The following is a 14,139-nucleotide window of genomic DNA, read 5'->3' on the forward strand; positions in this document are numbered from 1 at the left end:
CAGTCACGGGCGGCGGCGCGTGAGGGACCCCTGCCCTCGGCTCAGCTTCACACCTTTCCCGAGTACATGAAGGCCCCCTTCCTGTACCTAGGCGCAAGGAAGGGGGCCTTCATGTACCGCAGAGGAGAGCCTGGGCGCCGGACCCACCCCCTACTCGACCGGCCAGCCTGGTCTCAGCGGTACAGGGTGTGGTCGGCCGTCTCCGGATCCTTGCCCGTGTCCCTGATTTCGGCCATCCACTTGCCGAAGTCGGGGCGCGAGCCGTCGACGTCGGTCAGGCCGTACTCGTTCATCAGCGTCCACGACGCCAGCGTCTTGCCCGCGAACCGCGAAACCTCCGGGTCGGTCGCCAGTTTCGCGACACCGCGCCCGAGCAGCGTCGGGGTCTCCGAGATGGCGAAGTCGACCGGGGCCGCCTTGCCCACCGCGTCCCGCCAGGTCTCCTCGGTGATCCCGAAGTGGTCGAGCATCGACTCCGACCGCAGGAAGCCCGGCGTGACGGTCATGCCGACGCAGCCGTACTTCTTCAGTTCGGCGCCCAGCGCCCTGCCGATCGCGCGGATGCCGGACTTCGCGAGAAAGTACGGGATCCCCGCGCCGACGTACTCGTCGTGATCACCGTCGGTGACCTCGATGACGAGACCGCCCTCCCGTTTCACGACCAGCGGGAGAAGCCGGTGCAACGCGATCAAATGCGTGTCGATCGCGTTGTGCACCAGCGTGAGGGCGTCGTCGAGACTGGAGTCCCAGTACGCCCGCTCGAAATCCGCGAACGGGTCGCCGCCCCAGACGTCGTCGACCAGGAGGTCGATCCGGCCGTCCACTTCGGACTCGATACGCCGCTTCAGCGCGTCCACATCGGACACGTCGGTGAAGTCGGTCCGGACGGCGATTCCCCGGCCGCCCGCCGCGTCGACGAGCTCGGCGGTGTCCTCGATCGTCTCCGACCGCTTCATCGGTGACTGGTGCTCCCGCGTCGTGCGGCCGGTGACGAACACCGTCCAGCCGAGCCTGCCCAGTTCCACCGCGATCGCGCGGCCACATCCTCGCGTCGCTCCCGCGACCACGGCAACTTTATGATCCACTTCGGACACGTCCCTTCCACGCGGTCAGCACCGCGTCCACGTCTTGCCCCACGCGGTCGACGAACCGGCCCTTCGGCCGGATCGACCAGTCCAGCGAAGCCCCGTTCGCCACCCCGAGCAGCACCCTCGCCGTACGGACGACACCCGGCGCACCCGGCAGGTCACGCGCCGCGGCGCGCGCCAGCCGTCGTATTTCCGCTTCCACGGCGGTGAAATGTTCACCCAACAGGGCACGGAGTTCCGGATCCCCGATGTCCACCCCCAGCTGCCCGAGGTGGTTCGCCGCGGTCTCCGCCGAACCCACGCCCTCGTAGATCACGACGACCGCGGCCCGCAGGCCTTCCACGGGATCGGCCAGCTCGCCGCATTCCCGCATCCGCCCTACGACGGACTCCGTGTTCGCCCGGCTCAATGCCTGCAAAAGACCGTTTTTCGAGCCGAATCGCTGGGCGACCGTGCCGACCGCGACCCCGGCCTCCGCCGCCACCTGGGCCAGCGTGAAACCCGGGCCGACCATGCCGATCACGGTCTCCGCCGCCTTCAGCAGTCGTTCGTCGGTGATGGTGCGCGGCCTCGCCATACGATTATTGAACCACGGTTCATTAACCCCGACGATTCAGGGTCACTCTCAGGGGTATCACCGATCGCGTACGACGTCCGGAGACGGCAAGCTACTTCTCAGGTCGGGTACCAGGTTGGCACCTCAGGATGACGCGCTCGACCACCCACATGGACGACGATTGTTCTCGCAGTCGCCGAGGGGAGCAGACATGATCGAGGCAGTGGGCCTCACCAAGCGGTACGGCAAGACACTGGCGGTGAACAACCTGTCCTTCTCCGTCGCGGGAGGGGAGGTCACCGGATTCCTCGGCCCGAACGGGGCGGGCAAGTCGACGACCATGCGGATGATCCTCGGCCTCGACAATCCGACGTCGGGCCAGGTGCGCATCGGGGGCAAGCTCTACCGCGAGCTGAAGGACCCGCTGCGGACTGTCGGCGCGCTGCTGGACGCGAAGTGGGTGCACCCCAACCGGTCGGCGCGGGCGCATCTGCAGTGGATGGCGAAGTCCAACAAGATCCCGGCGACCAGGGTCGAAGAGGTGCTCGAAACCGTCGGGCTCACCAGCGTCGCCGGAAAGCGTGCCGGTGGTTTCTCCCTCGGCATGTCGCAGCGACTGGGGATCGCGGCGGCCCTGCTGGGCGACCCGGAGGTCCTCCTCTTCGACGAGCCGGTCAACGGCCTCGACCCCGAGGGCATCCTCTGGATCCGCAAGTTCATGCACCGGCTGGCCGACGAAGGCCGCACGGTGTTCGTTTCCTCGCACCTGCTTTCGGAGATGGCGCTCACCGCGAGCCACCTGATCGTGATCGGCAAGGGACAGCTGATCTCCCAGTCCTCCACCGAAGACTTCGTGTCGCGGGCCGCCGAGAACACGGTCAAGGTCCGGTCGCCGCAACTGCCCGCGCTGCGCACCGTGCTGAGCCAGGCGAGCGCCCAGGTCACCGACGACGGCAAAGCGCTCGTCGTGTCCGGTTTGGACAGTGACAAGATCGGTGAGATCGCCGCGGCCAACCAGATCGTGCTGCACGAGCTCAGCCCGCAGACCGGCTCCCTGGAGCAGGCCTTCATGCAGATCACCGGCGATTCGGTCGAGTACCACACCGGTCTCGAAACCGAAGCCGCCGAAGTGGTCGCCGCCGCCCAGTAGCCAACCACTCTTTTGAGGAAAGAAACGCCATGACTCTGCTCGCCGTGGAACGCATCAAGCTGTTCACCACACGCTCACCCTGGTGGTGCGCGCTGGCCGCACTGGCGGTCGTGATCGGTTTCGCCGCCATCGTCTCCGGTGCCGCACCCGCCGGTGAACTCACCGACGTGAGCCTGACCCAGTTCGGCTACGGCTTCGGGATGGCCGTGATCATGGTGCTCGCCGCGCTTTCGGTGACCACCGAATACCGCTTCGGCACCATCCGGACCACCTTCCAGGCCGTGCCGAACCGCACCTCGGCGCTGCTGGCCAAGACCGGCGTCGTCGCGCTCCTTTCGCTCGTGATCGGTGAGGTCGCGGCGTTCGGTGCCTGGGGCCTCGCCTCGGTCATGCGGCCGGAAGATCTCGCGCTGAACACCACCGTGGAGTGGGTCAGCGTCGCCGGCGTGGGCGTGGTGTTCGCCCTCGCCTCGGTGATCGCGGTCGCCATCGGTGTGCTGATCCGGCACAGCGCCGGCGCCATCTCGCTCCTGCTGATCTACGCCCTCGCGGTGGAGAACCTGATCCGGCTGATCCCGCGGATCGGCAAGGACATCTACGAGTGGATGCCGTTCCGCGTCGCCGACAGGTTCCTCAACGGCACGGGATCCGCCGCGGCCCAATCGTCGCTGAGCCAAGGCGGGGCGCTGGCCTACTTCGCCGGTTTCGCCGCGATCCTGCTGGTCATCTCGCTGGTCGTCGCGAACAAGCGCGACGCGTAAGGACTTCCACAGGGGAGAAGCCGGTCGCACGGCTCGGGGGAGCGGGCGACCGGACGGGGAGAAAAAGGGGAACAAGGACCGGGCCGCCTTATCGGGGGGCAGCCCGGTCCTTTCCCGTCGGGCCTCGCGGCGGCACGTTGGGTAATGTCGGAATCCACCGGAGGGAGGGCCGATGATCAAGGCCACCACACTCACGAAACGCTACGGCGACAAGATCGCCGTGAACGACCTTTCCTTCACCGCCGAGGCGGGACGGGTGACCGGCTTCCTCGGCCCCAACGGGGCGGGCAAGTCCACCACGATGCGGATGATGCTCGGGCTCGACAACCCCACGGCGGGCTCGGTCACCATCGACGGCAAGCCCTACCGCGAGCTGCGTGATCCACTTCGGACGGTCGGCGGCATGCTCGACGCCACCTGGCGGCACCCCGGCCGGACGGCCCGCGAGCACCTCCGGTGGATCGCCGCCACCAACGGCCTGCCCGACAAGCGCGTCGACGAGGTGCTCAACCTGGTCGGACTGGGGTCGGTCGCGGGCAAACGGGCCGGGCAGTTCTCGCTCGGGATGTCGCAACGGCTCGGGATCGCGACGTCGCTGCTGGGCGACCCGCGCGTCCTGCTGTTCGACGAACCGGTCAACGGACTCGACCCCGAGGGCATCGTGTGGATCCGGCAGCTGATGCACGCGCTCGCCGCCGAGGGCCGCACCGTGTTCGTGTCCAGCCACCTGCTGCCGGAGATGGCGCAGACCGCGCAGGACCTCGTCGTGATCGGCCGGGGGAAGCTGATCTACCAGGGCACGATGGAAGACTTCGTCGGCCGCGCGAAGGGCCTCGGGGTGCGGGTCCGCAGCCCGCAGCTGCCCGAGCTGAGGGAGGCGCTGACCGGCAAGGGCGCCGAATTCCGCGAAGAGGACGGCGCGCTCATCGTGTCCGAAATGGACAGCGACCACATCGGCGAGCTCGCGTTCGCCGCGGGCGCGACCCTCCACGAACTGAAGCCGCTCGCCGGCTCGCTCGAACAGGCGTACATGCAACTCACCGCCGAAGCCGTCGAATACGGCACCGGCCAGGTCCCGGAGGGCGTCCGATGACCGCGGCGAACATGCTCCGCGCGGAGCGGATCAAGCTGCTGAGCACGCGCGCGCCCTGGTGGTGCGCGGGCATCGCGATCGTGGTCGCGCTCGCCTACACCGCGTTGTTCTTCGGTTTCGTTCCGCTGGAGGGACAGACCGGCGTCGACTCGACCCAGATCGCCGGCGCGCTCGCCCGCACCGTGGTGCTGATCCTCGCCATTCTCGCGGCGGCGACGGAGTTCAACTGGGGCACACTGAAGCTCACCTTCCAGGCGGTGCCGTCCCGCGTGCCCGCCCTGCTGGCGAAGGGCGCCGTAGTCGGCGTGTTCTCGGGACTTATCGGGCTGCTGGTGGGTTTCGGCTCGTGGGCGATCGCATATCTGATCAAACCTGCCTCCGACCTGGGGTTGAACTCCGGTGCCGACTGGCGCGCGGTGGCGGGCCAGGGGCTGACCTTCGCGCTGACCGGGCTGCTCGGCGTCGGGCTCGGCCTGCTGTTCCGCAGCCCCGCGTTCGCCCTCGGGTTCGCGTTGGTCTGGACGCAGTTGATCGAAGGCCTCGTCCTGCTGATTCCGCGCGTGGGCGACGACATCTACCAGTGGATGCCGTTCTTCGCGGCGAATCAGTTTTCCGGATCGGATCTGACGGTTTCGATGATGAAACTCGAACCCCCAATGGGTCCCTGGGGCTATTTGGCTTATTTCGCTGGTATCTGCGTGATTGTCTATACGGCCGGGCTGATGATCACCCATCGAAGGGACGCGTGAGCTTTTACCGCCTCCAAAGGAGTTAAGTCCACGTTAAGAGCCTGTGGCTTCTCTCACAGGATGCGGACATACTGTTCCTGACCGGGCGATGCTCGGGATGAGCCGATTTTCGGCTCTCGGCCCCGGAGGTGATCCTTGACGGTGGATTCCGGTCAGGGAGTGGAACGCACGATCCCGCAAGCCCGCACGGAAAGTATGCAGCCCCGGCTCGAGCCCATGCTCGACCTCGAATGGTCACAGGCGATCGAACTGCCCCGCACGGTGGCGTCCGCGACCCGGCCATCCGATATTCGCCGCGCCTGGGTACACCGCGCACCCGAAGATCTCGTTGTCGCGCTGTACCGCGCGTCCAGTGGAATGCACGGGGAAATCCCCGCACCATGGTGGCTTCGCGCCGTCGTGGAAGGCAGGCTCGAATCGCGGGAACTCGGTTTCCGCATCGAAGACCGCATCGCGGGCCTGCTCGGCAGGCGGCCCGGTTGGGAATTCGTCCCGTGGGCCGCGGACGGAGAATCCGGCTACTGGGAGTTCATACCTTCCGAACGCGGTGCATCCGGTCATTCGATCCCGACCACGGTGCTGAACACCAGCCGCCACGACGGCTGGATCGACGTTCTCCCCGCCCATTCCAGCACGACGCCGCCGCCGATCCCGGTCGCCGGATTCGCCGGCCTGCGCTCACGGCTGGGGGAGTTCGAAGCGGTCCGGTAACCCCACGTTTAATGAGTGGGTGGAAAACGAGGACCAGCCACGGATGCGCAGCGTGGTCAGCTATGTCAAACGCGGCGGCCGGATGACCGTCGGGCAGCAGCGAGCCTGGGACGACCTCTGGCCGTCGCTCGGCCGCACGGTCGGCGAACTGCCCGAAGGCACGGTGGATTTCGGCGACTGGTTCGGCAGGCAGGCCCCGGTCATGGTGGAGATCGGCTCGGGTATGGGCGAGACCACGTCCCAGCTCGCGGCCGCCGCGCCGGAGCTCAACTACGTCGCGGTCGAGGTGTACGACCCCGGGCTGGGCCAGCTGATGCTGCGCGCGGAGAAGCTCGGGGTGAAGAACCTGCGGCTGATGCACGGTGACGCCGTCGTGCTGCTGACGTCGCACGTCGAACCGGGCTCGCTGGCCGGGGTCCGGCTGTTCTTCCCGGACCCGTGGCCGAAGAAGCGGCATCACAAACGGCGGATCGTGCAGCCCGGGTTCGTCTCGCTGGTGGCCTCGCGGCTCATGCCGGGCGGGACCTTCCACATGGCGACCGACTGGGAGAACTACGCGGAGCAGATGATGGAGGTCTGCTCGGCCGAGCCGCTCCTGCGCAACCGCCACGCCGGCGAGCCCGGCGGCTGGGCCCCGCGCCCGGAGTGGCGTCCGGTCACGAAGTTCGAGAACCGCGCCGACGTCGAAGGCCGGATCTCGCACGACCTGATCTTCGAACGGGTCTAGAAAGCCTGAAAGGGCCGGTCAGGGACGTCCCCACGTCCTTGACCGGCCCTTTCTCGACACCCCCGTGCCTTGGAATGCCCCCTGCGCATCCCCGGTGCCCGTTCATCCATCCCCCGACAGAGGGATGACCGGGCACCCGGCTCGTGGGTGGTTACCTCCGACTCCACCCACGAGACCTGCTCGCCCCGGCGCCATGACGCCATTCGGGCGAACCTTTTACTCCTCGGCGAGCGGCTCCGACTGCACCCGCTTGAGCGCCGGGGTCGAGACGGATGCCCCGAGCAACGCCACCCCGATTCCCAGCACCACGGGCGCCAGCAGCCACGGGCTCAGCACGACCGGGTCCTTCTCGACCATGCTGTAGAGCCCGACGCCGACTCCGATCCCGACCACACCCGCGCCGATGGTGGCCACCATCGCGGGCAGGGCCGCCTCCATCCGCAGCGCCCTCGCCAGCACCCGGACCGGTGTCCCGGCCGCGATGAGCGCTCCGAAGGTGCGGCGGCGGTCCATCACCGAACCGGCGGTCGCGACGGCCGCGCTGCAGCCGGCGAGCACCCCGGCGGCGATCAGGCCGATCACGGTGACCCGGCGCAGGTCGCCGAGCTCCTGCTGCTGGCCGATCAGGTGCAGGCCACGGCTGACGACCTCCTGGCCCGGTGCCGCCCCGACCAGCGCGGTCCGCACGACCTCGCCGTTCGCCGGGGTCGTCGGCACGACCACGTCGAACCGCTCCAGCTGGACACCCGCGGGGATCAGGGCCGGGTCGATCACGATCGTGCTCGACGTGTCCTCGTCACCTTCCGGGTAGAGGCGCATCGGAGCCTGCGGATTCAGCTGCGGGCCGGCCTTGTCGTAGTCCGACGTCACGCTGTACGACGCCGGGTCGAGCTTGTGACTGCTGTAGATCGCGGGTTCCGGACCGCAGGCGCCGCCGATGTTCACCCGCAGCAGCTTCGTGGCGTCCTCGCAGGTCATGACGAAGGCCCTTTGCAGCGTCTGGCCGCGAGTGCCCGGCTCGCCGGTGGACAGGTAGACCTGGCCGACCGCGAGGGCCTTGTCGGTGATCCCGTTGCGGGCGAGGGAGGCGTTGGTCCCCTCGGCGATCTGCCGCGCGTGGGTCGCGTCGCTCTCGGCGTAGAGGACGTTGTCCTTGAAGGTCCGGCCACCGCCCGCCATCGACTCGAACGAGGGCAGCAGCGTGAGCGCCATCGAGCCGGTGAACACCGCGAGCACGACACCCGCCGTGGCGCGATAGGCGCTCTTCGGATCGTCACGGAGCCTGCGCCCGGCCAGCAGCGAAGCCGGTTTGCGCCAGACCCGGACGAACGTTCCGCCCACCGCGGAAGTGACCCACGGCCCGATGATCGCGGCCGATCCGACCAGCAGGAACAGGCCGAACATCACCATCGGCAGGCTGGACTCGTCCTGGGTGACCGCGAAGAGGAAGAAGGCGCCGGCCACGGGGACCGCGAGCAGCCGCCACCAGTGCAGTGGCTTGCGAGCGTGCGCAGAAGCCGCGAACAACGGCGTCTTCAGCACGCGGCGGATGCCGAGAATACCGGCGAAGACCACCAGGAGCGGAATCGTCACGGCGACCGCGATGGTCGAGCCCAGCGAAAGGCTGAAGTCCGACGCGAGCCAGGTTCCACCTGCCCAGGGGACGAACGTCGAGAGGCCCTGGAGCGCCGGTGCCACGAGGATGCCGAGCACGGCGCCGACGACCGCGGACAACGCGGTCTCGGCGGCGACGATCTTCGTCACCTGCCCCGGGGTCGCGCCCGCCAGCCGCAGCGCCGCCATCCGCAGCTCACGCCGGGCGGCGGTGAGCCGGGCCGAAGACGCGACGAGCACCAGGCTCGGCACGAGCAGGACGATGACGCCGACCCAGGCGAGCAGTTCGAGCATCGGGTCGGGCTTCGCCTGCTTGTTGGGGAAGCCGTCCGCGGCGAGCGCCGACTGCGGCATCGACTCCGGGGTGTGGCCGACGACGGCGACCAGCTGCTCCGGATACATCAGCGAATCCGGGCCGAGCGAGTCGACGAGCTTGCCGAACCGGTCCCCGAGCTGGGCCTGCGGCGTCGACTGGATCAGTTTCCCGAGTTCGGGCGAAACGATCGACTCGCCGGGGGCCGGCAGCTTCGGGATGCCCGGCGGGAGGCTGAGCATCGGCGCGGTGCCGGTCTGGGCGATGTCGACGCGGATGATCTCGCGGCCACCCGAGTAGTCCTTGTTCGCCGCCATCAGCAGCGGGCCCGACGGCTTGGCCGTGTCGCCCGAACTCGAAGGCGCGTTGTAGCTGTAGATGTCCTGCCAGATCGCCCGCTGTGAGCGGGCCTGCGTGGCACCCGGGAGGGAGGCCAGCAGGAGCACCAGACTGGTCGCGACGGCGACCCCGACCGCGGTGAGGATGGCCGACGTGCGGGTCCGGCGGTCGACCCGGAGCACCCGCATGGCCAGCTGGAAGCTGTTCATCAGGCGGCCAACCTCGTCGCGATCAGGCCGTCGCGGATGGAGACGGTGCGAGGCATGGCTTCGGCGAGTTCGCGGTCGTGCGTCACGACGATCACCGCGGCGCCGCTGTCGGCGGCCGCCGAGAGCAGCGCGTCCATGGTGGCGCGGCCGGTGCGGGTGTCGAGTGCGCCGGTCGGCTCGTCGGCGAAGATCACCTTCGGCCGGTGCGTCAGCGCCCGTGCGATGGCGACGCGCTGCGCCTCACCGCCGGAGAGCTCACCAGGGCGGCGCTTCTCCTTGCCCTCGAGGCCGAGCTTCGCCAGCCATTCGCGGCCCGCCTCGATGGATTCCTTGCGGCCCTTGCCACTCAGCAGCGATGGCAGCGCGACGTTCTCCTCGGCGCTCAATTCGGCGACGAGCATGCCGGACTGGAACACGAAGCCGAACTCGGTGCGCCGCAGCTCGCTGCGCTTGCGCTCGTTGAGCTGGTCGACCCGCTGCCCGGCGAGGAAGATCTGCCCGGAGTCGGCGCGGAGGATCCCGGCGAGTACGTGCAGCAGGGAGGTCTTGCCGGAGCCGGAAGGCCCGACGATGGCGACCGCGTCACCCGCCTGGATGTCGATGTCGATCCCGGCCAGCGCGTGCTGCGTGCCGTACCGCTTCACCAGCCCACGTCCGGCGAGTACCGCGTCACTATCGCGCCTGCCGTGATCGTGCTGCCAGGGCGCTGCTTCGGAATTCACGTTACCTCCCACGCAAAGGCGCCCTGCCATCACGATCACGGGACCTGACGGTCAAAAGGGGCGCGACTTCAAAAGATCAAAAGACCTTGGTCACTTCAGCCGCGATCAGCTTCGCGAATCCGTCGTCTGTCCACTTCGGGCAGACGGCCAGTGCTGATCACCCCCGCATCGGCCGATCGGCCGAGGTGGGTCGGGCCGGTCGGCCAAGGTGCGGACGGCGGCGGATCCTCTACCGTCACGGTGTGACAGCAGGTCCATCGCAGAACAAGTTCTACGCACGCGTGAGTTCACTCGTGCGTCGTCTCGGCATGCCCACCGTCGTGCTGCTGGCCGCGTTCGCGTTCGACCTGCTCTTCATCACCGACGCCGCGGTCGACGGCACGGGGCCTCGCGGCATCGACCTGCTGCTGTTCCCCGGCATCTTCGCGATGGTGTTCTGCGCGCTCTGGGCGCAGAAACGGGCCGCGGTGGCCGCCGTCGCGGCTTCGGTCGTGCTGGTGGCCTGCACGCTGTTCGTCCGGTATTTCGACGTCCCGACCTACTCGAGCGTGCTCACCCACCTGTCCATCACCGAGGTGGTGGCGGGGGTGGAGATCCTGTTCTACGCCGCGCGCCGGACGCGGCCCGGTGTGGCGTTCGCCGTGATCTCCGGACTGGTGCTGGCCACTCTGACCGCGGTGTCCGGCCGGTACGGCTACAACTACAACAGCGGCTCGGGCGGCACCATGGCGCAGGCGATGCTGTTCGGCGGCATCCTGCTGGGCGGCACGCTGGTCTTCGCGATTCCCGGGCGCGACCGCACGGCGAATCCGAAAAGCCACGAGAAGCTGCAGAAACTCAACAAGCTGGTGATGGGCCAGTGGCCGCTCATCGGCATGCTGGGCATCGCGCTGATCCTGGAATTCAACTTCACCTACACCAGCGGGGCGCACGGCCTTCCCATCCTGGCCTGCTCGATAGTCACCGCGATCATCGCGGTCGCCGCGCCACGGCGACCGGCCGACGCGCTGGTCGCGCTCGCCGCCGTCATGCTGCTTTCCACGCTGGTCACACCGTTCCTCCGGCTCGGCTACCACTACCCGCTGCCCGGCGGCGTGCCGGGGACGCAGATCGTCGCGGGGATGGGAGTGGTCGTCACGCTGGTCCGCACGGTCGGGCTGGCCAAGGCCTTGCCACGGCTCGCGGTGCTGACCGGAGTCGTCGCGTTTTCCTCGATCCTCAACACCAAACGGCCGACTTCCAGGCTGATGACGGACCCGGACGACATCGCCGGGTACGGGGTCGCCGCGCTACTGCTGCTCGGCATCTCGGTGGCCATCGGCCTGGCGCTGCGTTCGCGGGACTCGGAGCGCACGCAGGTCATCCAGTCGGCGATCAGCGACGCGCAGACGTCGGAGCGGATGGCGCTGGCGCGCGAACTGCACGACGTCGTCGCGCACCACGTCACCGGGATCGTCGTGCAGGCACAGGCGGCGAAGATGATGGGCGAGAAGAACCCGCAGGTCGCGGTCGAGGCGATGGGCCGGATCGAGGACGCCGGGGTGGAGGCGCTCGCGGCGATGCGGCGGCTCGTGCGGAGTATGCGCGGGGACACCCCGGCCGGGAGCAGCGAGTTCAGCGAACAGGCCACCACCGATCTCGCCGCCGACCTGCGGACGCTGATCGAACGGGCGAATCACGGCGTGAAGACGTCGATGAAGCTCGAACTGCCGCCGAACGTGCCGCACGAGGTCGGGCGGTCGGCGTTGCGGCTGGTGCAGGAGTCGCTGACGAACGTCGGCAAGCACGCGTCCGGCGCGAAGGAGACGCTGGTGATCGCCGAGGTGACCGGGAACGAACTGCACCTCCAGGTGACCGATGACGGACGCGAGCCGGAGCGCCGTCCGGCGGGCGGGTCGGGCGGCTACGGTCTGATCGGGATGCGTGAACGTGTCGCCCTGCTGCACGGCCGGCTCTCCGCCGGACGCGCGCCGGGCGGCGGATGGCGCGTCGAAGCGTGGCTACCACTTGAAGGAGAAGAGTGATCCGGGTATTGATCGCCGACGACCAGGACATGGTGCGGATCGGCTTCCGGATGATCCTGGACAGCCACGACGACATCGAGGTGGTCGCCGACGTGGCGGACGGTGTCTCGGCGGTGGCGAAGGCGCGTGAACTGCGCCCGGACGTCTGCCTGCTGGACATCCGCATGCCGGGGATCGACGGGCTCGAGGTCACCAAGCAGCTGGCGGGTCCGGACGTCGTCGATCCGCTGAAGGTGGTGGTGGTCACGACCTTCGACCTCGACGAGTACGTGCACACCGCGCTGCGCAACGGCGCGAGCGGGTTCTTGCTGAAGGACGCCGGGCCCGCGTTGCTGATCGAGGCGGTGCGCGCGGCCGCGCGCGGGGACGCCCTGGTCTCGCCGCAGATCACCGTCCGGCTGTTGAAGCATTTCGACGGCGGGACGGTGAAACGCGACGTCAGTCCGCCTTCGGAGCCGCTGACCGCGCGGGAGCTGGACGTGGTCAAGGCGGCCGCGAAGGGGCTGACGAACACCGAGATCGGGGCCGAGCTGTTCCTGTCGCTTTCGACGGTGAAGACGCATCTGGCGTCGGTGCAGGGCAAAGTGGGTGCGCGGAACCGGGTGGAGATCGCTGCCTGGGCGTGGAGGAGCGGTGTAGTGGACTGAAAGTAGGCTCTGGTCATGCAACGCCGTTTCCACGCACCTGTCGTTCTGCCCGCCGACCCCGCCTGCTCGTTGCTGCGTGACGCCGTGGTCGACGTGGACGAGGCGGGGCGGATCACCCATGTCGGCCCGGTATCCGGGGCTCCCGAAACGTCCGCTCCCGTGACCCGGTTGAGCGGTCTCCTCCTGCCCGGTCTGGTCAACGCGCACGCGCACAGCCCGATGACGCTGCTGCGCGGGATGGGCGGCGACCTGCCGCTGCTGCGATGGCTGACCGAGATCATCTGGCCCGCCGAAGCGAAGCTGAAGCCCGCCGACATCCGCACCGGCATGATGCTGGGCTCGGTCGAGATGCTGCGGCACGGTGTCACGACCAGCGCGGAGATGTACTTCGAAAGCGAGCAGCTCGCCGACGCGGTGCTCACCACCGGTGGCCGGGTGGTGCTGGGCCCGCCGATCATGGAACTGCCGGGGATGGACTGGCGCGCGATGCTGAAGGGCATCGAACGCTGGATCGACACCGACGGCCTGCGGTTCGGTCCCGGCGAGCGGATCGAGGTCGGCTACGGGCCGCACTCGGCGTACATGCTGAACGAAGAGGCGCTGCGCGCGACCGCGGAATCGGCGGCGGAACGCGGTGCGCTCGTGCAGATCCACGTGGCCGAGGCGGCGCTCGAAGACGTCAAGCAGCGTGAAAAGCACGGCTCGGTGCCCGCGCTGCTGGAGAAGATCGGGATGCTGCGGGGCCGGACGCTGGCCGCGCACGCCATCCACCTGTCGGACGAGGACATCGCGCTGTTCGCCGCGCGCGGGGTCGGGGTGGCGCACTGCCCGGGCTCGAACGCGAAGCTCGCTTCGGGCATCGCGCGGGTCACGGAGCTTCGGAAGGCCGGTGTCGCCGTCGGGCTGGGCACGGACGGCCCGGCGTCGAACGACGACATCGACCTGTGGGAGGAGCTGCAGCTCTCGGCGATGTTCGCGCGGCTCGCGACCGGTGAATCGACCGTGCTGACCGCGGCCGACGCTTTCCTGCTCGGCACCCGCGGCAGCGCGGACGCGCTGGGCCGGAACGACATCGGCGCGCTGGAAAGCGGCCGGTGGGCGGACATGGTGCACGTCGACCTCGACGACCCGGCCTTCGCGGCGGGCATCGACGTCCCGGACGAGCAACTGCTCTCGAACCTGGTGTGGGCCGCGGGCTCGCGCCGCGTGCGCGACGTGTGGGTGGCGGGCGAGCAGGTCGTCGGCGACGGCGAATCCCTGCGGGTGGACCGCGCCAAGGTGCAGGCCGAAGTAGCCGAAACCTCGGCACGCCTGCGCTCTTAACTCACCTACGCAGCCCCCCACCCGTCCCAGGGGGCGGCCCCGAGGCCAGTCTATCGGGACCGTGGGGGCGGGACCGGGGGAAAGTGCCTGGTGAGGCTGGGTTGTCCACAACG

At 68.8% G+C, this 14,139-nt stretch carries 13 protein-coding genes; 9 read left to right on the top strand and 4 right to left on the bottom strand.

Going from position 1 to position 14,139, the window contains the following annotated elements; genetic code table 11:
- Positions 1-173: 173 nt before the first annotated feature.
- Entirely contained in the window at positions 174-1,085 is a 912-nt protein-coding gene (locus ACLJRM_RS08830; protein WP_410662725.1) for an SDR family NAD(P)-dependent oxidoreductase, read from the bottom strand.
- The gene (locus tag ACLJRM_RS08835; protein ID WP_410662726.1) at positions 1,075-1,665 is read right to left on the bottom strand and encodes a TetR/AcrR family transcriptional regulator; all 591 of its coding nucleotides are present in this window, start codon (positions 1,663-1,665) and stop codon (positions 1,075-1,077) included. The genes ACLJRM_RS08830 and ACLJRM_RS08835 overlap by 11 nt, the downstream gene beginning before the upstream one ends.
- Positions 1,666-1,855: 190 nt before the next feature.
- Between ACLJRM_RS08835 and ACLJRM_RS08840 the strand changes: the two genes are divergently transcribed.
- The 6 genes from ACLJRM_RS08840 (at position 1,856) to trmB (ending at position 6,835) form a co-directional block, all read left to right on the top strand.
- On the top strand, positions 1,856-2,794 hold the full coding sequence (locus ACLJRM_RS08840) for an ABC transporter ATP-binding protein (RefSeq protein ID WP_410601474.1): 939 nt from the start codon (positions 1,856-1,858) through the stop codon (positions 2,792-2,794).
- Between the two features lie 29 nt (positions 2,795-2,823).
- Complete coding sequence (locus ACLJRM_RS08845; protein ID WP_410662727.1) at positions 2,824-3,555, top strand: ABC transporter permease; 732 nt, start codon at positions 2,824-2,826, stop codon at positions 3,553-3,555.
- A 172-nt stretch (positions 3,556-3,727) separates the two neighbouring features.
- The gene (locus tag ACLJRM_RS08850) at positions 3,728-4,648 is read left to right on the top strand and encodes an ABC transporter ATP-binding protein (RefSeq protein ID WP_410662728.1); all 921 of its coding nucleotides are present in this window, start codon (positions 3,728-3,730) and stop codon (positions 4,646-4,648) included.
- Positions 4,645-5,397, top strand: a complete 753-nt coding sequence (locus ACLJRM_RS08855; RefSeq protein WP_101611488.1) for a hypothetical protein — start codon at positions 4,645-4,647, stop codon at positions 5,395-5,397. Before ACLJRM_RS08850 ends, ACLJRM_RS08855 begins: the two co-directional genes overlap by 4 nt.
- Before the next feature lie 159 nt (positions 5,398-5,556).
- Complete coding sequence (locus ACLJRM_RS08860; RefSeq protein WP_410662855.1) at positions 5,557-6,108, top strand: hypothetical protein; 552 nt, start codon at positions 5,557-5,559, stop codon at positions 6,106-6,108.
- Between the two features lie 43 nt (positions 6,109-6,151).
- Positions 6,152-6,835, top strand: coding sequence for a tRNA (guanosine(46)-N7)-methyltransferase TrmB (gene trmB, locus ACLJRM_RS08865; RefSeq protein ID WP_217359088.1), 684 nt, complete (start codon positions 6,152-6,154; stop codon positions 6,833-6,835).
- Between the two features lie 216 nt (positions 6,836-7,051).
- Here the strand turns inward: trmB and ACLJRM_RS08870 are convergent, their stop codons facing one another.
- Entirely contained in the window at positions 7,052-9,310 is a 2,259-nt protein-coding gene (locus ACLJRM_RS08870) for an FtsX-like permease family protein (RefSeq protein WP_410662729.1), read from the bottom strand.
- Positions 9,310-10,032, bottom strand: coding sequence for an ABC transporter ATP-binding protein (locus ACLJRM_RS08875; protein ID WP_101611492.1), 723 nt, complete (start codon positions 10,030-10,032; stop codon positions 9,310-9,312). Before ACLJRM_RS08875 ends, ACLJRM_RS08870 begins: the two co-directional genes overlap by 1 nt.
- Positions 10,033-10,274: 242 nt before the next feature.
- Between ACLJRM_RS08875 and ACLJRM_RS08880 the strand changes: the two genes are divergently transcribed.
- The 3 genes from ACLJRM_RS08880 to ACLJRM_RS08890 are packed head-to-tail and all read left to right on the top strand — an operon-like array spanning position 10,275 to position 14,026.
- Positions 10,275-12,056 (top strand): sensor histidine kinase, encoded by a 1,782-nt coding sequence (locus tag ACLJRM_RS08880; RefSeq protein ID WP_410662730.1) that lies wholly within the window; start codon positions 10,275-10,277, stop codon positions 12,054-12,056.
- Positions 12,053-12,703, top strand: coding sequence for a response regulator (locus tag ACLJRM_RS08885; protein WP_101611493.1), 651 nt, complete (start codon positions 12,053-12,055; stop codon positions 12,701-12,703). Before ACLJRM_RS08880 ends, ACLJRM_RS08885 begins: the two co-directional genes overlap by 4 nt.
- Before the next feature lie 15 nt (positions 12,704-12,718).
- Positions 12,719-14,026, top strand: coding sequence for an amidohydrolase family protein (locus tag ACLJRM_RS08890; protein WP_410662731.1), 1,308 nt, complete (start codon positions 12,719-12,721; stop codon positions 14,024-14,026).
- Positions 14,027-14,139 lie beyond the last annotated feature (113 nt).

It is taken from the genome of Amycolatopsis sp. lyj-84 (genome assembly GCF_046549075.1).
Taxonomy (GTDB): Bacteria; Actinomycetota; Actinomycetes; order Mycobacteriales; family Pseudonocardiaceae; genus Amycolatopsis.